The organism is Microbacterium enclense, from assembly GCA_038182865.1.
Taxonomy (GTDB): domain Bacteria; phylum Actinomycetota; class Actinomycetes; order Actinomycetales; family Microbacteriaceae; genus Microbacterium; species Microbacterium enclense_B.
The window spans coordinates 1,955,417-1,973,509 of record CP116226.1 but is presented as its reverse complement, the minus strand read 5'-3'; the positions used below and the strand labels follow the sequence as shown (position 1 = coordinate 1,973,509).

At 70.9% G+C, this 18,093-nt stretch carries 14 protein-coding genes; 7 read left to right on the top strand and 7 right to left on the bottom strand.

Annotated features, from left to right (window positions below; translation table 11 throughout):
• Window positions 1-143: 143 nt before the first annotated feature.
• The 4 genes from PIR02_09185 to PIR02_09170 are packed head-to-tail and all read left to right on the top strand — an operon-like array spanning window position 144 to window position 4,094.
• Window positions 144-1,151: a glycosyltransferase gene (locus tag PIR02_09185; protein ID WZH38831.1), complete on the top strand. Its 1,008-nt coding sequence runs from the start codon at window positions 144-146 to the stop codon at window positions 1,149-1,151.
• Window positions 1,148-2,284 carry a glycosyltransferase gene (locus tag PIR02_09180; GenBank protein WZH38830.1) on the top strand — a complete coding sequence of 379 codons (1,137 nt, stop codon included), beginning with the start codon at window positions 1,148-1,150 and terminating at the stop codon, window positions 2,282-2,284. The genes PIR02_09185 and PIR02_09180 overlap by 4 nt, the downstream gene beginning before the upstream one ends.
• Window positions 2,281-3,285: a glycosyltransferase gene (locus PIR02_09175; GenBank protein ID WZH38829.1), complete on the top strand. Its 1,005-nt coding sequence runs from the start codon at window positions 2,281-2,283 to the stop codon at window positions 3,283-3,285. Before PIR02_09180 ends, PIR02_09175 begins: the two co-directional genes overlap by 4 nt.
• The gene (locus PIR02_09170; protein WZH38828.1) at window positions 3,282-4,094 is read left to right on the top strand and encodes a glycosyltransferase family 2 protein; all 813 of its coding nucleotides are present in this window, start codon (window positions 3,282-3,284) and stop codon (window positions 4,092-4,094) included. The genes PIR02_09175 and PIR02_09170 overlap by 4 nt, the downstream gene beginning before the upstream one ends.
• Window positions 4,095-4,289: 195 nt before the next feature.
• Here the strand turns inward: PIR02_09170 and PIR02_09165 are convergent, their stop codons facing one another.
• The 4 genes from PIR02_09165 to PIR02_09150 form a co-directional block, all read right to left on the bottom strand.
• Window positions 4,290-5,972 carry a glycoside hydrolase family 13 protein gene (locus PIR02_09165; protein ID WZH38827.1) on the bottom strand — a complete coding sequence of 561 codons (1,683 nt, stop codon included), beginning with the start codon at window positions 5,970-5,972 and terminating at the stop codon, window positions 4,290-4,292.
• A gap of 31 nt (window positions 5,973-6,003) precedes the next feature.
• Window positions 6,004-6,825 (bottom strand): carbohydrate ABC transporter permease, encoded by an 822-nt coding sequence (locus tag PIR02_09160; protein WZH38980.1) that lies wholly within the window; start codon window positions 6,823-6,825, stop codon window positions 6,004-6,006.
• Between the two features lie 92 nt (window positions 6,826-6,917).
• The gene (locus PIR02_09155; protein ID WZH38826.1) at window positions 6,918-7,832 is read right to left on the bottom strand and encodes a sugar ABC transporter permease; all 915 of its coding nucleotides are present in this window, start codon (window positions 7,830-7,832) and stop codon (window positions 6,918-6,920) included.
• On the bottom strand, window positions 7,829-9,142 hold the full coding sequence (locus PIR02_09150) for an ABC transporter substrate-binding protein (protein ID WZH38825.1): 1,314 nt from the start codon (window positions 9,140-9,142) through the stop codon (window positions 7,829-7,831). Before PIR02_09150 ends, PIR02_09155 begins: the two co-directional genes overlap by 4 nt.
• Window positions 9,143-9,264: 122 nt before the next feature.
• Here PIR02_09150 and PIR02_09145 point away from each other — a divergent pair, with 122 nt between their 5' ends.
• Both PIR02_09145 and PIR02_09140 read left to right on the top strand, forming a co-directional pair.
• Window positions 9,265-10,482 (top strand): ROK family protein, encoded by a 1,218-nt coding sequence (locus tag PIR02_09145; protein ID WZH38824.1) that lies wholly within the window; start codon window positions 9,265-9,267, stop codon window positions 10,480-10,482.
• Window positions 10,483-10,566: 84 nt separating this feature from the next.
• Window positions 10,567-11,850 (top strand): alpha-amylase family glycosyl hydrolase, encoded by a 1,284-nt coding sequence (locus PIR02_09140; GenBank protein WZH38823.1) that lies wholly within the window; start codon window positions 10,567-10,569, stop codon window positions 11,848-11,850.
• Window positions 11,851-11,899: 49 nt separating this feature from the next.
• Here the strand turns inward: PIR02_09140 and PIR02_09135 are convergent, their stop codons facing one another.
• Both PIR02_09135 and PIR02_09130 read right to left on the bottom strand, forming a co-directional pair.
• Complete coding sequence (locus tag PIR02_09135) at window positions 11,900-12,550, bottom strand: response regulator (GenBank protein WZH38822.1); 651 nt, start codon at window positions 12,548-12,550, stop codon at window positions 11,900-11,902.
• Window positions 12,547-14,160 carry an ATP-binding protein gene (locus PIR02_09130; GenBank protein ID WZH38979.1) on the bottom strand — a complete coding sequence of 538 codons (1,614 nt, stop codon included), beginning with the start codon at window positions 14,158-14,160 and terminating at the stop codon, window positions 12,547-12,549. The genes PIR02_09135 and PIR02_09130 overlap by 4 nt, the downstream gene beginning before the upstream one ends.
• 189 nt (window positions 14,161-14,349) lie before the next feature.
• Here PIR02_09130 and PIR02_09125 point away from each other — a divergent pair, with 189 nt between their 5' ends.
• The gene (locus PIR02_09125; GenBank protein ID WZH38821.1) at window positions 14,350-15,876 is read left to right on the top strand and encodes a CitMHS family transporter; all 1,527 of its coding nucleotides are present in this window, start codon (window positions 14,350-14,352) and stop codon (window positions 15,874-15,876) included.
• A 220-nt stretch (window positions 15,877-16,096) separates the two neighbouring features.
• Here PIR02_09125 and PIR02_09120 read toward each other — a convergent pair whose 3' ends face one another.
• A complete protein-coding gene (locus PIR02_09120) occupies window positions 16,097-18,049 on the bottom strand; it encodes a glycoside hydrolase family 31 protein (GenBank protein WZH38820.1) in 1,953 nt (650 codons plus the stop codon).
• Between the last annotated feature and the right edge of the window lie 44 nt (window positions 18,050-18,093).

The window sequence follows — 18,093 nt, the reverse complement described above, 5'->3', positions numbered from 1 at the left end:
ATGTCTCCGTCGATGCGGTACGCGCACCGACGAAGCCAGCTGCACGAGGAGGAGAAAGAATCGACACCCCCACCATCCCCCCGATCCGAGTAGCCGCGGTCCCGTCCGCACACCCGTACGTCCACGCCGTCACGGACTCGCACGTGGTGACGCTGCTCGAGGATCCGCCGGTCCCCGGGGCCCCGGCGGGCCAGTGGTGGCCGCCACAGGTTCTCCTGCCCGCATGGCTGGAGGCGCACGCCGCCGATATCGACCTCGTACACGTGCATTTCGGGCTGGAGTCGTACACGCCCGCCGAGCTCGCCACGACGGTCTCGACGTTGCGCCGTCTCGGGCTCCCCCTCGTGTACACCGTGCATGACCTCGAGAACCCCCAACTCGAATCGCAGGACGAGCACCGCGCTGCTCTCGCGGTCCTCACAGCGGCCGCCGACGAGCTGATCACCCTCACCGACTCCGCCGCCGCCGAGGTCCGCCGGGAGTACGGCCGTGCCACGACCGTCATCCCGCACCCCACCCTCGTCTCCTCGCCGAGCGCGCCGAGCGGCATCTCGCACGAGGTCACCCGCGTCGGGGTCCACCTCCGCGACCTGCGGCCCAACATCGACGGCGTGGGCACCGTTGCCACCCTCGTTCGCGCCATCGCCGACCTCCGCGCGGAGGGGGCGCGCGTCGAAGCCGTCGTGCGGATGAACGAGCGCGTGCGCGACCCGGAGGCGGCGGCATCCATCGATCTGCTCGTCGCCGGAGCCGACGGTGTCACGATCGAGCGGGGGGCGCGTCTGGACGACGACGAGCTCACCCACTGGTTGGCCGACCTCGACGCGTGCTTACTGCCCTACCGTCACGGCACGCAGTCCGGATGGGCCGAATTGTGCTTCGACCTGGCCGTCCCCGTCATCGGGACGCGGGTCGGGCACATGGCCGGGCAGCATCCCGAGGATTTCCACACCTTCGACGTGGGCGACCCGGTGTCGCTCGCACGGGCGATCACTGATGCCACAGTGCCGGCGTGGTCGACACCGGGATCGACTCGGCGGGCGGAGGAGGTCGCACGGCGCCGCGAGAGCCGCCTCGACGAACGCGCGGTCGTTCGGCAGGCCCATCTCGCGATCTACCGTCGGGCTCTGCGGCCGGGGGTGGCGGCATGATCCGCGACGCTCGTCCCCTGCGGGTCCTCGTGGTCGCCCCCTCGAGGTATCCCTTGCGCCAGCCGCACGCCGGCGGGCTCGAGGCCTGCGTGTGGGACCGCGTGCGGTGGTTGCGCGCACGGGGGCACGAGGTCACCTTGTGCGCGGCGGAGGGGTCGGACTTCCTCAGCGAGGTTCCTGAGTTCCGTCTCCCCACGCCCGCGTGGACGCGCCCGGAGGAGTCGTCGGACACCGACTATCCGCTCGGATACGCGGCGGCGGTCGACGCCGCGTTCGACGCGGCTCGCGACCGCCTCATCGCCGACCGGCACCTGTACGACGTCGTCGACAACCACAGCCTGCATCCGGCACCGATCCGGTGGAGTCGCGAGGCCGGAATCCCCGTGGTCACCACGCTGCACACCCCGCCCCTGGAACCGATGCTGCGAGCTGCGGCGCAGGTGCGCGACAACCCGCACCGCTTCGTCGCGGTCAGCCAGACGACGGCGCGCGCCTGGTCGGTGGAGGGTGTCGACGCCTTCGTCTTCCCGAACGGCATCGACACCGAGCAGTGGACGCGTGGAGCAGGCGGACCGTCGTGGGTCTGGTCGGGCCGGATCGTGCCGGAAAAAGCACCTCACCTGGCCATCGAGGCGGCCCGCGCCGTCGACGCGCACATCGTTCTCGCGGGGCGCATCGGCGACGTGGACTACTTCGAGCAGGAGGTCGTGCCCCGCCTCGGACCCCACGCCCGCTACGTCGGACCGCTGCGGCAGCCCGACCTCTGCCGCCTGGTCGGATCGTCGGCCGTCGCCCTCGTGACGCCGATGTGGGAGGAGCCGTTCGGTCTCGTCATCGCCGAAGCCCTCGCGACCGGCACCCCCGTCGCCGCGTTCGACATCGGCGGCGTGTCGGAGGTGCTCGCGGGGATGCCGGGATCGGCCACGGTCGCGCCCGGAGACGTCGTCGCGCTGGGCAGGGCCGCGGCCGAGCTCGCCGCGGCGGGGGCACGCGAACCGCTCACCCGCGTGTGGACGCGGCGGGCAGCGGTGCGCCAGCACTCGCTCGCGCAGCGCTATCGCGAGGTGGAGCGCGTGCTGTCGCACACCGCACAGCCCGTTCCGGCGCGGCGGGTGCCGGCGGTGTCGTGGTGATCGGCTGGTACATCCACCACCACGGATTCGGCCATGTGGCGCGCTTCCTCGCCGTCCACCCCCACCTGCGCAGCCGGGTCGTGGCGTTCTCCTCGCTCCCCCGCCCGACGGGGCTTCGCGCCGACATCGAGTGGGTCGACCTCCCGTCGGACGCCGATCCCGTGCGCGCGGCGGACGGCACGGTCGTGGATCCGCGGGCGGGCGATCCGACCGCGCGTGGAGTCCTCCACTGGGCGCCGCACGACCACCCGGGGCATCGCGGGCGTCTCGCGACGATCGCGCGCGCGGCGGCGGACCGTCCGCTGTCGACATTCGTCGTCGACGTCAGCGCCGAGGTCGTCGCGTTCGCGCGTCTGCTGGGCCTGCGAACCGTCGCCGTGACGCAGCCCGGCGCACGCACCGACGCGCCGCACGCCTTGGCGTACGCCTTGGCCGACCGCATCGTCGCCCCCTGGCCGCATGGCGCGGTCCCCTCGCCGGGCCTCGCCCCCCACGGCGACCGTGTCGCCTGGACCGGGGGCATCTCCCGCTTCGACGGACGGACACCCGCGCCGGCCCGCGACGTGCGGTCGGTGCTCCTGCTCGGTCGGGTTCTCGCGCCCGACGAGAGACACGAGGTCACCGCCGTTCTCCGCGACCGCGGCTGGGAGGTGACCTCCGCCGGCCACGACGACGCGTCCCGGATCTCGGACCCGTGGCCCCTGCTCAGCCGGAGCACGGTGGTGGTGAGCGCCGCGGGTCAGAACAGTGTCGCCGACCTCGCGGCATCCGGTGCGCGCTCCGTCGTCATCGCTCAGGACCGTCCCTTCGACGAGCAGCGTGCGACCGCCGAGGCCCTCGAGCGCGGGGGGCTGGCCCGGTCGACCGGCGGCGCCCCCTCGCCCTCCGACCTCGCCGACCTCGTCGAGAAGGCGGCGAGCGACTCCCCCGATTGGTCGCGCTGGCAGGTCGCGGGTGCCGCGGGGCGCATGGCGTCCGCGATCGAGGCGATGGTGCCGTGAAGACCGCGGTCATCACGGTGGCGTCGCGTGCCCGGCGCGAGCACCTCGAGCGCCAGCGACGCGTGCTCGCCGAAGTGGCGGGCGACATCGTGCGCGTGGAGGCGTGGCTCGACGCGGCGGCGCCGACCGGCATCCCGGATGCCGAGACCCGCACGCTGCACGTCCCGCCGGGGCCGCACGGATTCCGGGTCGGTGAGGGCCGCAATCGCGCGGCCGATACGGCGATCGCCGCGGGGGCGGAGCTCCTGGTGTTCCTCGACGTGGATTGCCTTCCCGGACCCGAACTCCTGTCGGCGTACCACGACGCGGCGACCTCGTATCCGGACGCTCTGCTCGCAGGTCCGGTGACGTACCTGTCGAGCGTGCAGCGCCCGGAAACCGCCGCCGACCTGCCCTTCCTCGCGCGCCCGCACCGCGCGCGTCCGGCACTACCGGCCGGCGAGACGCGAGCGGCGACGTCCGCTGAGTACGACCTGTTCTGGTCGCTGTCGTTCGCCGTGACGCCGACGACGTGGGCCCGCGTCGGCGGCTTCGATCCCGGGTACGAGGGCTACGGGGCCGAAGACACCGACCTCGCCTGGTCGGCTCGCGACCGCGGCGTGGAGATGCGCTGGGTGGGTGGGGCGGATGCCTTTCACCAGTGGCATCCGGTGTCGTCTCCGCCGTGGCAGCATCTCGACGACATCCTGCGCAACGGTGCGACGTTCCGCGCCCGCTGGGGCGTCTGGCCGATGGGCGGGTGGCTCGAGGCCTTCGCGGCGGCCGGGGCGATCGAGCGTCGCGGCGACGGCTGGGTGCGGGTGCGCTGAGGCGCGCGGGAGCGCGGGCAGGCGGTGACGCTCCGTTGAGTGTCCAGAACACCCGGACGGCCGAGAAATCCGTCCGGGTGTTGTGGACACTCAACGGAGCGCGGGGAAGCCCCGGCGCTCGGGGCGCCGGGGCTTCCGGGACGGGGCTTCCGGGACAGCCCCTTCCGGCGAAGGACTTCCCCGGAAGGGGCTGGGTCAGGAGCGACGGAGCCAGACCGTGGTCTCGCCGGGCAGCGCGTCGCCGTCGAGAGCGCCACTGGCCAGCACAACCTCGCCCGCGGGGAGCGCTGCCGGCTCCGCGCCGAAGTTCGTCACGACCGTCCAGCCGTTGGGGCGCGCGAAGGCCACGACATCGTCGCGGCCGGTGTCGACCCACTCCAGCTGCTCGTCGGTCTGCAACTCGTGCCGCAGATCCAGCGCGCGGCGATAGAGCGACAGAGTGGAAGCGGGGTCGCCGTCCTGCAGGTCGACCGCATAGGTGCGGAACCAGTCGGGCTGCGGCAGGTGCGCGGTGCCCGTGCCGAATCCGAATGCGGGGCCCTCCTCGGTCCACGGCAGGGGCACCCGGCATCCGTCCCGACCCCGGTCGACGCCGGGGCTGCGGAAGAACGTCGGGTCCTGCCGCTCGGCGTCGGGGATGTCGGCGACCTCGTGCAGCCCCAGTTCCTCACCCTGGTAGAGGTACGCGGAGCCCGGCAGGCCCAGGACGAAGGTCGCGGCGGCGCGGGCGCGGCGCTCCCCGCGGGCAGCGTCGAGAGCCGGGCTCTGGCCGCCCGACAACAGCCACTCGTTGCCGTGCTTGAGGGTCGGGCGTCCGTCGGCGCCGCGCTCGGCATCGGGGAGCCCGTATCGGGTGGCGTGGCGCACGACGTCGTGGTTCGACAGCACCCACGTGGTGGATGAGCCCGACTCGGCCGCGAGCGAAAGGTTGTCGGCGACGATCCGACGGAACTGCGCGGGATCGAAACCGGCCTCGAGCAGATCGAAGTTGAACGCCTGGCCCAGGCTCTCGGAGCGCGCGTACAGCGGCACGCGCGAGGGGTGCACCCACGCCTCGGCGACCGCGGTGCGCGGCGGGTCGTACGAATCGAACACCGCGCGCCACTCGGCGTAGACCTCGTGCACGTCGTCGCGGTCGACCAGCGGGTGCTTCCCGTCGAAGGGCAGCTGCTCGAGCTCGGCGCGGGAGGGCAGCGGCTCGGTCAGATCCTTCGTGAGCATGTGCGCCACGTCGATGCGGAAACCGTCGACACCGCGGTCGCTCCAGAAGCGGAGGGTCTTCACGAAGTCGGCGCGCACCTCGGGGTTCGACCAGTCGAGGTCGGGCTGCGAGACATCGAAGTTGTGCAGGTACCACTGCCCGTCTTCGACGCGCTCCCACGCCGACCCCCCGAAGACCGACTCCCAGTCGGTGGGCGGCTCGGATCCGTCGAGACCGGTCCCCTCACGGAAGATGTACCGGTCGCGCGCCGCCGAGCCGCGACCGGCCGCCAGCGCCTCCTGGAACCACACGTGCTTGTCGGAGGTGTGGTTGGGGACGATGTCGACGACCACCCGGATGCCATGGGCGTGCAGCTGAGTGATCAGCTCGTCCATGTCGGCCAGGGTGCCGAGCTTCGGGTCGACGTCGCGGTAGTCGGCGACGTCGTAGCCGCCGTCGGCGAGGTCGGAGGGGTAGAAGGGGCTCAGCCAGATGGCATCCACTCCCAGCTCGGAGAGATAGGGCACGCGCGAGGTGACGCCGGGGATGTCGCCGAGGCCGTCGCCGTTGCTGTCGGCGAAGCTGCGCGGATACACCTGGTAGACGACGGCCTGACGCCACCAGTCGGGGGCATCGGAGAGGTCGCGGGTCTGCACGGAGGGTGCGGGGGAGGTCACGGAAGAGGTCCTTTCGGGGGGGTGGTCGGTATCAGCCCTTGATGGCGCCCTGCGTGACGCCCGCCATCACCCATCGCTGGGTGAAGAGGTACGCGACGATCGCGGGGGCCATGGCCATGAGGTACGAGGCGAAGGCGACGTTGTAGTTGTTGCTGAACTGCGTCTGGAACAGGTTCTGCCGCACCGGGAGGGTCTGCAACGCCGGATCGCTGATGATGAGCGAGGGCATCATGAAGTCGTTCCATGCGTAGAGGAACGCGAAGATGCCGACCGTGGCGCTCATCGGTGCCAGCAGCGGGAAGATGAGCTGCCAGAACGTCTGCCACGTCGTCGCCCCGTCGATGCGCGCGCTCTCCTCGAGCTCGAGCGGAATCGAGCGCAGGAACGCGGTGAACAGCAGGACGCTGAAGCTCAGCTGGAACATCGTGGCGAGGATGATCACGCCGACCGGGTTGTCGAGCCCGACGCGTCCGGTGAGCTGGATCTGCGGCAGGGCCACGACCGGGAATGGGATGAACATCGCCGCGAGCAGGTAGAAGAACGAGTAGCGGAAGAGCTTGCGGTCCCAGTTGCGGGCGATCGCGTACGAGGCGAAGGCCGCGAGGATGATCGTCGCGATCACCGTGCCGGCGGTGACCAGCAGGGAGATCGCCAGGCCCACCGGGAACTTCGTGAGCGTCCACGCCTGGACGAAGCCGTCGAAGCTGATCGGCGACGGGAGCGAGAACGCGTTGCCGTCGACGACCTGGGTGCCGCTCTTCAGCGCCATCGCGACGGTGACGTACAGCGGCAGCAGGATGGTGAGCGAGCAGAGCACGAGAATGGTGGTCGTCGACCAGTTCACCCGTTCCATGCCGACCCGCCGGAAGCGGGGCCGCGAACGCTGCGCCGCGGGGAGGGTCAGTTCGGCCTGCTCGACGGCGAGCGCGGGCTGGTTGAGAGCGGTCACGACAGGGTGTTCCTTCCCCGGGTCAGCGAGAGCTGCAGGAGCGAGATGACGACGGCGACGATGAAGAACAGTGCCGCGTTCGCCATCTGGTACGCGTAGTCACCGCCGTTGAAGCCGAGGATGATCGACATCGCGACGCTGCGGGTCGCGGTGCCGGGCCCGCCGCCGGTGAGACCGACGATGATGTCGTAGGCGTTGAGGAAGCCCTTGAACCCCAGGATGACGTTGATCACGACGTACCCGGCCACGAGCGGCAGCGTGATGCGGAGCAGCTGCTGGGTCTTGCTCGCACCGTCGAGACCGGCGGCTTCGTAGACGTCGCCGGGGACCGAGAGGAGTCCCGCGATGTAGATCAGCAGGGTGCCGGGTATGGCCTGCCACGCGGTGACGATGACGATCGCGACCCACGCGAGGTCGGGGTTGGCGAGCAGGCTCGTCTCCAGCCACGGGATGCCGAGAGCAGCCCCCGCCTCGGGCACGGAGTTGCTGAAGAGGAAGTTGAAGACGTAAGCGATGATGATGCCCGAGATCACCATCGGGATGACGAAGACCGTGCGCAGGGCCTTCTTGAACCGGATCTGCGCGGTCAGGCCCACCGCGAGCAGGAACGCCGCGATGTTGACCACGATGACCGTGGCGACGGAGAACCCGAAGGTGAACAGGTAGCTCTGGAGGATCGCCGGATCGCTGAAGATCGCGATGTAGTTGGTCAGGCCCGTGAAGCTCCACTCGCCGAGGCCGATGGAGTCGGTGAAGCTGAAGAAGATGCCGATGACGCCCGGCACGGTGATCGCGAGCGTGAACAGCACGAGCGTCGGCAGCAGGAACAGAAAGTAGATCGGTTCCACACGACGGGTGCTGCGACGAGCCGTCGCTTTCCCGCCCGTGACGATCGTGGTCGTGGTGGTCATCGCGCGGCCTCCTCGCCGGATGCGTCGGTCGTCGAGGCGGGTGGCTGGCGGAACGCGAGTCGCGCCCAGTCCTCGTCCATGGTGCGCAGCGTGGTCTCGGGCGCGGCACCGAAGATCATCGCCTGGGCATAGTTGAAGGTCGGGATGGTCTTGGGTACGAGCACCGAGGCGCCCTGGTAGATGCGTCCCTCGTCGTAGTACGGGATCATCCCGGCGACGCGCGGGTCGCTCGGCGAGGGGGCGTCGGTGGTCGGGGCGAAGCCGAGCTGCGACTCGTTGTAGGCCTCGATGACCTCGGGTCGGTAGAGGTACTCGAGGAAGTCCCGCGCCGCCTCCTGGTGGCGCGAGGCTTCGGGGATCATCGCCGCGAGGTCCATGTTCACGCGAACCGCGAGGTCGTCGGGATCGTCGGTCATCGGCAGGGGGAAGGTTCCGACGGGCAGCTCCGGCGCGGTCTTGGCGATCTCGCCCAGCGCCCACGGACCCTGGAGGTACATCGCCGCCTCCCCCTGGGCGAACGCGAGGTTGCCGTCGCCGTACGCACGGCTCTCGGCATCCGCGTTCGTGTAGTTCTGCGCGAGCTGGAGCATGCGGTCCATCGGTTCGGTGAAGTCCTTCTGGAACGACACCGCCGAGGTGGAACCGACCTCATCTCCCTCGGCGGCGAGGCCGTCGAAGAAGTCGATGACGTTCAGTGAGCCGCCGATCGCGTAGTCGTACCAGCCCTGGGCGACGGTCCAATCGTCTTTGAAGGTGCCGTAGAAGGGCGTGACGCCGTTGTCTTTCAGGGTGTCGGCCACCTGGATCAGTTCATCCCAGGTGGTGGGGACGGAGAGACCGAGCTGGTCGAAGATCTGCGTGTTGTAGATGACCGACGCGGCCATGACCGAGTAGGGCAGCGCGCTGGTGCGCCCCTCGCAGGAGCCGTACTGGTTCATGAGCGGTTGCAGGTCGTCACGGACGCTGCCCGCCGCCTCGGTGCCGCTGAGGTCGGTCAGGGCGCAGCGCTGCACGAACCGGGCGACCTCGTAGTTGTAGTTCGCGAGCATGATGTCGGGGGGATTGCCGCGGACGAAGCTCGCCGACACGACGTCGACACCCGAGCTGTCCATCTCGACGCGCACGGCGTCTTGCGAGGCGTTGTACTCGGCGACCACGTCGTTCATGAACGACAGCGCCTCGCGCTTGCTGAAGGTGAAACGGATGGTCTCGCGGCCGTCGGCGGAACAGCCCGCGAGCATGGCTGCGCCGAGCACCCCCACCGCGGTGACCGCGACCCATCGTCGCCCGGCTCTGGTCTTCGTCGACACCTGGATCCTCCTCGCTGCACTGCGAATTTGTTGTGTCGGCGAGTAAATCTACTCGCCAAATCAATGTCGTGCAGGCAGTATTGCAGGTGACCGTAGGGGGGTCAAGGGTGCCGATGGATGCCATGACGACGACGCCGTCGCTGCGCCGCCACAATCTCGACGCGGTGTTGACCCGCGTCTGGGACGAGGACGTGTTCACCGCGAGCGACGTGATCGCCGCGGTCGGCCTGACCCGCTCGACGGCGATCGATGTGCTCGACGAGCTGACCGCGCGGGGCCTCTTGACCGAGATGCCCAACGCCCGCGCGGTCGGCGAGTACTCGAAGGGCCGGCCCGCGCGCCGCTTCGCCTTCCATCCCGGCGCGGGAACCGTCGTCGGTGTCGACGCCGGGCGCGGACACGTCACCGCCACCGTCGCCGACCTGCGCGGCACGACGCTGGCGACCTCCCGGCTGGCCGTCGACCCCGAGCTCGACTCCCCCGAACGTCGCCGTCGAGCCGCGGAGGCCACCGTCGCTGCCACCCTCAAGCGTGCCCGCCGCTCCCGCAGCGACCTCGTCGCGCTGTGCGTGGGGGTACCGGCACCGGTCGACCGGGCCGGACGGTCTCCCGTGCACCACGACGGCTTCTGGGCACGCATGAACCCCGGCTTCGTCGACACGTTCACCGCGTGGGCCCCCGTCGTACGCATCGAGAACGACGCCACCCTCGCCGCGGTGGCCGAACGCACGTATGGCGCTGCCGTCGGCCGCGCCGACTTCGTCGCCCTGCTGGCCGGCGAGCGGTTCGGCGCCGGGATCAGCGTCGACGGGCACCTCCTGCGCGGAGCGCACGGTGGAGCGGGAGAGACGGTGGCGTTCGACCGGGTCGAGGGCGTCGGCAGCGCGTGGGGACTCGCTCCGCGGTGCGTGGATGCGGCGCGGGCGGCCCTGGCATCCGGCACCCTGCCCGTGGGAAGCGCGCTGCGCGAGATCGATCCGGACAGCCTGGACGCCAAGACCGTGCTCGATCTCGCGGCGGACGGAGACGCCGGCGCCCTCGCCGTCGCGCGAGAGGTGGGCGGTGCCCTCGCCGGGGTGGCGGCGATGTTCGGGAGCCTGTTCGACGTGGACCGCGTCGTGGTGTCGGGGGCGATCGCCGCCGGCGCGGGACCCATCATCGCCGCGGCCGTCGAGGCGATCCCCGACTCGCTGCACCTGCCCGCGCCTGAGATCGTCGCATCGACGCTCGGGGCCGACATCGTCTCGATCGGGGCGGTCGCCGCCGCCATCGAGAGTGCGCGCGCCCGCGCCCTCGACCTCGACGCGTTCGCTCTGCCCGCGGATCGCGAGCGGGCGTGAAGGGAGCTCACCGCAAGGCCTCCGCTCCTACCGCGTCGTCCGGATAGCGTCGGAACGGTCTCGCCCCGATCGAGAGGAGACCGGATGCCCGCGTGGCCCGAGCATGTCCTGTGGTGGCACGTCTACCCGTTGGGGTTCGTCGGCGCACCGATCCGCGACGGCGTGGATCCGGATGCCGACCCCGTCCGCCGTCTGGACCGCCTCGAGCCGTGGCTCGACCACGTCATCGCGCTCGGCCTCAACGGTCTGCTGCTCGGACCGATCTTCGCGGCGGAGACCCACGGCTACGACACCGTCGACCACGTCCGCATCGACCCGCGGCTGGGGGACGAAGAAGACGTCGCCCGTCTCGTGGCTGCGGCGCGGGAGCGCGGCATCCGGATCCTTCTCGACGGGATCTTCAACCACGTGGGGCGGCGGCATCCGGCGTTCCAGAACCTCACGGAGGACGGGCCGCAGCTGTTCCGCGGGCGCTGGGTCGGCGGGCGATTCGAGGCCGACGTCTTCGAGGGGCACGACGCGCTCGTCGCGCTGGATCACTCCTCGCCCGCCGTGGTCGACCTCGTCGTCGAGGTGATGTGCCACTGGCTCGAACGAGGCATCGACGGCTGGAGATTGGATGCCGCCTACGCGGTACCGTCGTCGTTCTGGGCCGAGGTGCTCCCGCGGGTACGGGAGCGATTCCCCGACGCGTGGTTCCTGGGTGAGGTGATCCACGGCGACGCCGCGGAGATCGTGCACGCGTCGACGATGGATTCCCTCACCCAGTACGAGCTGTGGCAGGGCATCTGGCACGGCATCGCCGATCGGAACCTCTTCGAGCTGAGTCACGCGATCGAGCGGCACGACGCGCTGCTCGAGACGTTCGTGCCGCAGACCTTCGTCGGCAACCACGATGTCACCCGCATCGCTTCGGCGATCGGGACCGACCTCGTACCCCACGCGCTCGCGGTGCTCTTCACGGTCGCGGGGACGCCGTCGGTCTACGCCGGCGACGAGTTCGGGTGGACGGGCATCAAGGAGGAGCGCCTCGGGGGCGACGACGCGGTGCGGCCGGAGTTTCCGGCGTCACCGAGCGATGTCGAGCCCGACCAGCGCATCCTCCGGGCACATCAGGCGCTCATCGCGCTGCGCCGACGCAAGCCGTGGCTCTGGCGAGCGCACACAGACGTGATCGAGGTGGCGAACACCGCGCTCGCGCTGCGCACCGCGGTGGGCGATGACGCCGTCGTGGTCGCCCTCAACGTCGGCGACGAGTCGGTGTCGCTGCCGATCGCGGAGGGGCGCGTGCTCGCGGCCGGTGAGGGCACGTTGGCGGATGGCCGCATCACCGTGGGACCGCACGGGTGGGCGGTGCTGGAGGCGTAGGGCGCGCGGGCGCTTCGACAGGTTCGGTCCCCTCGCGTACAGCGCCGCGTCAGGCGCCCGCACGGAAGCGATGTTCGGGGCGGCCGGTCGTTCCGTACCGCAGGCTCACCTGCACCAGTCCCCGCTCCGCGAGAGCGGTGAGGTGGCGTTGCGCGGTCGCGCGGGAGACGCCGATGCGCTCAGCGACCTCGGTGGCAGAGGCCTCGTCGGCACCGAGCGCGGCGAGGACCGTCTGCTCGGTCGCCGACCGCGCCAGCGACGGCCCTTCGCGCTCCCCACGCAGGACAGATGCCGCGCGGTCGATGTCGTCCTGCGACAGGGGCCGGGTGCTCGTGAGCAGGTTGCGGTACCGGGCGTAACGGTCGAGACGCTCCGCCAGCACGCGCGTGTCGAAAGGCTTCACCAGGTAGGCGAGCGCGCCCGCGGTGAACGCGCGGCGGACCGTCGCGGCATCCGTCGCCGCCGAGAGCACGAACGCGTCGATCCCGGCTGAGCGCACCAGTTCGATTCCGTCACCGTCGGGGAGGTAGACATCGGCGAGCAGCAGGTCGGGGCTGTGGGCGGCGAGCGCCGCGCGCGCCTCTCCCACGGTGCGCGCGGGCTCCAGCGCGAGGAACCCCGGACGCGCCGCGACCGCGTCGCGATGCAGCCCCGCCACGCGGAAGTCGTCGTCGACGACGAGGACGCGGATGTCGGTCATTCGTTCTCTCCTCGGAGGACACCGGGCAGGCGAGCGGCCACGACGGCACCGTGACCGTGGCCCCCGGGATCGACGACCCATACCTCGCCGCCGCGGCGACGGGCGAACTCGCGCGAGAGCGGCAGGCCGATACCGAGCCCGTGCACCGTCGCAGGATCGTCGTGGCGCTCGCGCGGCGCGAACGCGGCATCGACGTCGCCGATCCCGCCGCCCGTGTCGGACACGGTCAGCACGATCGCGTCGCCGTCGCCGAGGACGGCGACCTCGACCTCGCGGGGCTCGGAACCGGATGCCGTGGCCGTCACGGCGTTGTCGATGAGGTTGCCGAGGACCGCCACGACATCTTCCACGTCGTCGACGGTGCCGCGCAGGAACGTGTCGTCGGCGACGCGGAGGACGACTCCGCGTTCCCGGGCGGCGAGCGCTTTCGCGCCGAGGAAGGACTGCAACATCGCATCTCCCACGAGGTCGATCCCGGGCACCGCCCAGTCCACCGACCCCCGGTCGACGAGGTCGGCGAGGAAAGCGCGCGCTTCGTCGGTGCGCCCGGCGTCGAGCAGACCCACGGCCGCGTGGAGGCGGTTGGCGTTCTCGTGCCGTTGCACGCGCAGGGCGTCGCCCATCGCACGGACGCTGTCGAGTCGCCCCGAGAGGGCGGCCACGTCGGTCCGATCGCGCAGCACCGCGACGCGACCCAGGGCGCGCGCTCCTCGGCGCACGGGGCGCACGTCGATGAACACGACACGCCCCTCGACGGGCAGCCCCGTGCTCGCGCCCGCCCCCGCGAGCGCGGTGGCCACGGCGGGCGGGAGGTCGAGGTCGGCGAGGGGGCGGCCCACGGCATCCGTGATCCCGAGCAGGCGCTCGGCGGTGGTCGTGCACACGCGCACGACCCCCTCTTCGTCGAACGCCAGGACGCCTTCGTCCGCCCCCTCGAGCACGGCGGTCTGGGTGTGCACGAGGGCGACGAGTTCTTCGGGCTGCACGCCGAGGGTCAGCCGTTCGAGGCGCCGGCGCATGAGCAGGGCGACCGCCGCGCCGATCGCGACGGCGAGAACGACGGCCACCGCGATGCCGCCCAGGAGGGCGGGCAGGTCGTCGAACACGCTCGCCCGCTCGAAGCCGACGCTGACCTCTCCGACCGGGGCACCGCCGTCGGGTGGGTACACGGGCACCTTGGCGCGGGCGGACTCCCCCAACGTCCCCGTCTCCCAGGTCACGACCTCGCGCCCGGCGAGCGCGTCCGCGAAGCTCGTGCTGACCACCTCGCCGAGCCGGTCGGGATCGGGGTGAGCCAGACGGATGCCGTGGTCGTCGGTGATCACGACGAACAGCCCCTCCGTGCGGTGGGTGACGTCGACGGCATACCGCTGGAGAGCGCCGTCGCGCAGGTCAGCGGCATCCGGGGTCCCGGGGTCGGCGGAGTAGCGGGCGACCAGCTCGCGTACCTCGGGAGCCTCGGCGACCGAACGTGCGATGTTCAACGCCGACGAGTCGGCCTCGGCCTTGAGCTGCTGGACGCCGAGCCAGGCGAACACGGCGGTGCAGACGGCGACGACGACGATCTGCGTGGCGACCTGGACCACGAGCATCCGGGTGGCGAACCGCATGCGCACCTCCGAGGCCTCGATCGCCGTCGCGCGGGCAGCACCGGCGGCGGAGTGCGCGAAATGCGCAGAACACACGGTACGCGCATAACCCCGCGCAATGCGAGCAAGCGCGCGCTGGAGGCCGTGGCATCCGTAGTGTCGCCAGATCGAGAGCGCGAGATCCGCGCTCGTCACGACGAAGGAGTCGCGATGACCCCCCTGATCCTTGCGGCCGACACGGCCGAGTACCCGGTGGCCTACACGCCCGCCGACGGGGTGCTCGTGGCCCTCGGCTTCCTCATGGTCCTGTCGTTCATGGCCCTGATCATGACGCGGCGCCTGACCCCGATGGTCGCCCTCATCGTCGTTCCGACGATCTTCGGACTCATCGCCGGAGCGGGGCTCGGCCTCGGCGACATGGTGATCGACGCGATCAGCAAGATGGCCCCCACCGCGGCGCTGCTGATGTTCGCGATCATGTACTTCGGCATCATGATCGACGTCGGGCTCTTCGACCCGCTGATCCGCGTCATCACGCGGGTGCTGGGAGACGACCCGGCCAAGATCGTGCTCGGCACGGCGATCCTCGCCGGTGCCGTGTCGCTCGACGGCGACGGCTCGACGACGTTCATCATCACGACTTCGGCGATGCTGCCGCTGTATCTGCGGCTGGGTATGAGCCCGGTCGTGCTCACGTGCGTCGCCGGGCTCATGAACGGCACCATGAACATCGTGCCGTGGGGCGGGCCGACCGTCCGTGCCGCGACGGCCCTGGGTCTGCAGCCCACCGACGTCTTCGTGCCGATGATCCCCTCGCTCGCGGCGGGCCTGGTCGTCTCGCTCGCGTTCGCCTGGTTCCTGGGCCTCGCCGAGCGCAAGCGTCTCGCGGGCTCGGTCGACACCTCGAAGCTGGACGCTCCCGGCGGCTTCGGGCGCCTGGGCGGCCCGGCGCTGGTCCGTGGCGCGGAGCCCAAGCCCGGTGCCGTCGCCTCGCTCCGCACCGGAAACATCGTCACGGTCCGCGGGGGCCGCGACACGATCGCCGCCGCGCAGCTCGTCGACACCGCCGACACCGCGATGGCCGACACGATGCTCGACCCGAACCGTGCGACGCTCCGCCCGAAGCTCATCTGGTTCAACCTCGCGCTGACGGCGGCGGTCATGGTGCTGCTGGTGATGGACCTGTTCCCCCTCGCCTTCGTCTTCATGGTCGGCGCGGCCCTCGCGCTTATCGTGAACTTCCCGAAGCTCCGCTCCCAGGCCGACGAGATCGTCGCCCACGCGCCCTCGATCGTCGGCGTGGTCTCGATGGTGCTGGCCGCGGGCGTCCTGGTCGGCGTCCTCAACGGCACGGGCATGGTCACGGCGATGGCGTCGTGGATCACCGAGGTCATCCCGTCGTCGATGGGTCCGTTCCTGGCCGTGATCACGGGCGTGCTGTCGATCCCGTTCACGTTCTTCATGTCGAACGACGCGTTCTACTTCGGCATCCTGCCGGTGCTCGCCGAGAGCGCCGCGAACTACGGCATCGCCCCGGTCGAGATGGCCCGCGCCTCGATCACCGGCCAGCCGGTGCACCTCCAGAGCCCCCTGGTGCCGGCGATCCTCCTGCTCGTCTCGCTCGCCGGAGTGAACCTCGGCGACCACCACAAGAAGGTGCTGTGGCGCGCGACGATCGTGTCGCTCGTGATGCTCGCCGTCGGCGTGCTGGTGGGCGCGGTGCCGCTGCTGCGCTGAGCCTCTCGTTCGAAAGGGCCCCGGATGCCACGGCATCCGGGGCCCTTTCTCGTGTCGACGGCGACGCATAAACGCCGTTCGCGCGCAGAAACGCGTGCAGCTCGCGTTTATGCGCGCGGATCGCGTTTATGCGCGCGGACAGGGCGCGGCGAGCACGCCCGACGGCGCGACGCACGGCCCGCGGCGCACAGCCCGCGGCGGACGGCCCGGCGGCGGCGCGTCACACGGCGCCGAGCGCCTCCCGCACCGCCGCAACCACCTCGGGCACCGCGCCGTCGCGGACGAAGACCGGAATCCGATCCAGCGGCGCCTCCACCTCGACCTCGCCGCCACCGGGGAACACGGCCCCGCTCCAGAGGTCGGTCCACTGCGCCCCCGCGGGCAGGATCACGCTTCGTGCACGCGCACCGGCCTCCATGACGGGAGCGACGAGCAGGTCGGGGCCGAAGAGGTACTGATCCTTCACCGTCCAGCAGCGGTCGTCGTCGGGGAACTCGTGGAAGAGCCCCCGCAGCACCGGCTGGCCGTTCTCGTGCGCGTCCCGCATGACCTCGCGCGTATACGGGCGCAAGGCCTCCCGCGCGAAGAGGTAGCGCTCGAGCACCGGGGTGACGGCGTCGCCGAAGCTCCACACCTCGTTCGGCCCGCCACTCGGCGAGCGCCGCGACCCGTCGGCCGCGTGCACGGGCGTCGTCGGCAGCCGATCGCCGTGCAGACGCATGACCGGGCAGAACGTCCCGAACTGGAACCAGCGCACGAGAAGCTCGCGGAAGTCCTCGGCATCCGGATCCCCGTGGTGGAACCCGCCGATGTCGGTGGTGAACCACGGGATGCCGGCGACGCCCATGTGGATGCCCGCTGTCACCTGTGCCCGCAGCGCGGCGAACGTCGAGGCGATATCTCCCGACCACACCAGGGCTCCGTACCGCTGGCTGCCCGCCCACGCCGTGCGCAGCAGGTTCACGACCTCGGTCTCGCCGTCGCCCCACTGCCCCTCGGCGAATGCGCGCGCGTAGTGCTGCGGGTACAGATTCCCTACCTGCAGCACGGAGCCGACGTGATAGCGGAAGTTGTCGTAGTCGTAGAGGCCGTACTCGGGCTCGGCCTCATCCAGCCAGAAGGTGCGGATGCCATGAGCGCCGTAGTTCTCGCGGCACCTCTCCCACACGAAGGCGCGCGCCCGCGGATTCGTCGCGTCGAGGAAGGCGCTCGGCCCCTCGAACGACATGTGGACGTCGAGACCGCGCTCCGCCCGCACGAGGAGGTTCTCCTTCTTCATGTGCGGGTAGTTCTCGGACTCGAGCGACACCTGCGGCCACACCGAGACCATCAGCTCGACACCCAGCTCGTCGAGCTCTCGCACCATCGCGGCGGGGTCGGGCCAGAACTCGTCCTCGAAGCGGAAGTCGCCCATCCTCGGCCAGTGGAAGAAGTCGGCGACGATGACGTCGAGCGGGAGCCCCCGCCGCTTGTGCTCCCGCGCGACGGCGAGGAGCTCCTCCTGCGAGGAGTAGCGCAGCTTGCACTGCCAGAAGCCGAGCCCGCGTTCGGGCATCATCGGCGCGTGGCCCGTGGCATCGCCATAAGCGCGGGCGATGTCGCGGGGCGTCGCGCCGGCCGTCACCCAGTAGTCGAGCTGCTCGGTGGCCTCGGCGAACCACTGCGTGCCGTTGGCCGCGAACGTCGCGCGCCCGATCGCCGGATTGTGCCAGAGGAAGCCGTAGCCGCGGTCCGAGAGCACGAACGGCACGCTCGACTGCGAGTTGCGATGGGCGAGCTCGAGGGAGCAGCCCTTCAGATCGAGCACGTCCTGCTGGTACTGCCCCATGCCGTAGAGCCGCTCGTCGGGGGCGCTCTCGAACGACGCGGTCAGGCGCACATCGCCGCCCGGGATCGGCCGGTGCTCGCGGGCGATCAGAGCGAGGGAGCCCCCGGCATCCCGCTCCTGGAAGAGCAGCCGACCGTCGACGTCGAAGAAGGCGAGGTGACAGAAGTTGCGGTCGTATCCGGTCTGCAGCTGGATGCCGGTCCGCGAGGTCGCGACCACCCGCAGGCGGCCGCTCGTGAGAGTGGCCGTGTCCTCCTCGACGACGATGTCGACCTCGGGCGGGTCGGCGGGGGCGAGCAGCGCCCAGTCGTGATCGAGCACGTCGTGCATGAGCCGGGCCCGCACGCGGACGCTGTCACGCCCCCCACGGTTCCACCACGACGGTCTCG

Bases quoted from the DNA above. Each gene is read 5' to 3' on its own strand.
- PIR02_09180 (WZH38830.1), top strand. From the start codon at position 1,148: ATGATCCGCGACGCTCGTCCCCTGCGGGTCCTCGTGGTCGCCCCCTCG.
- PIR02_09160 (WZH38980.1), bottom strand. From the start codon at position 6,825: ATGGAACGGGTGAACTGGTCGACGACCACCATTCTCGTGCTCTGCTCG.
- PIR02_09155 (WZH38826.1), bottom strand. From the start codon at position 7,832: ATGACCACCACGACCACGATCGTCACGGGCGGGAAAGCGACGGCTCGT.
- PIR02_09145 (WZH38824.1), top strand. From the start codon at position 9,265: ATGACGACGACGCCGTCGCTGCGCCGCCACAATCTCGACGCGGTGTTG.
- PIR02_09140 (WZH38823.1), top strand. From the start codon at position 10,567: ATGCCCGCGTGGCCCGAGCATGTCCTGTGGTGGCACGTCTACCCGTTG.
- PIR02_09135 (WZH38822.1), bottom strand. From the start codon at position 12,550: ATGACCGACATCCGCGTCCTCGTCGTCGACGACGACTTCCGCGTGGCG.
- PIR02_09130 (WZH38979.1), bottom strand. From the start codon at position 14,160: ATGCGGTTCGCCACCCGGATGCTCGTGGTCCAGGTCGCCACGCAGATC.
- PIR02_09125 (WZH38821.1), top strand. From the start codon at position 14,350: ATGACCCCCCTGATCCTTGCGGCCGACACGGCCGAGTACCCGGTGGCC.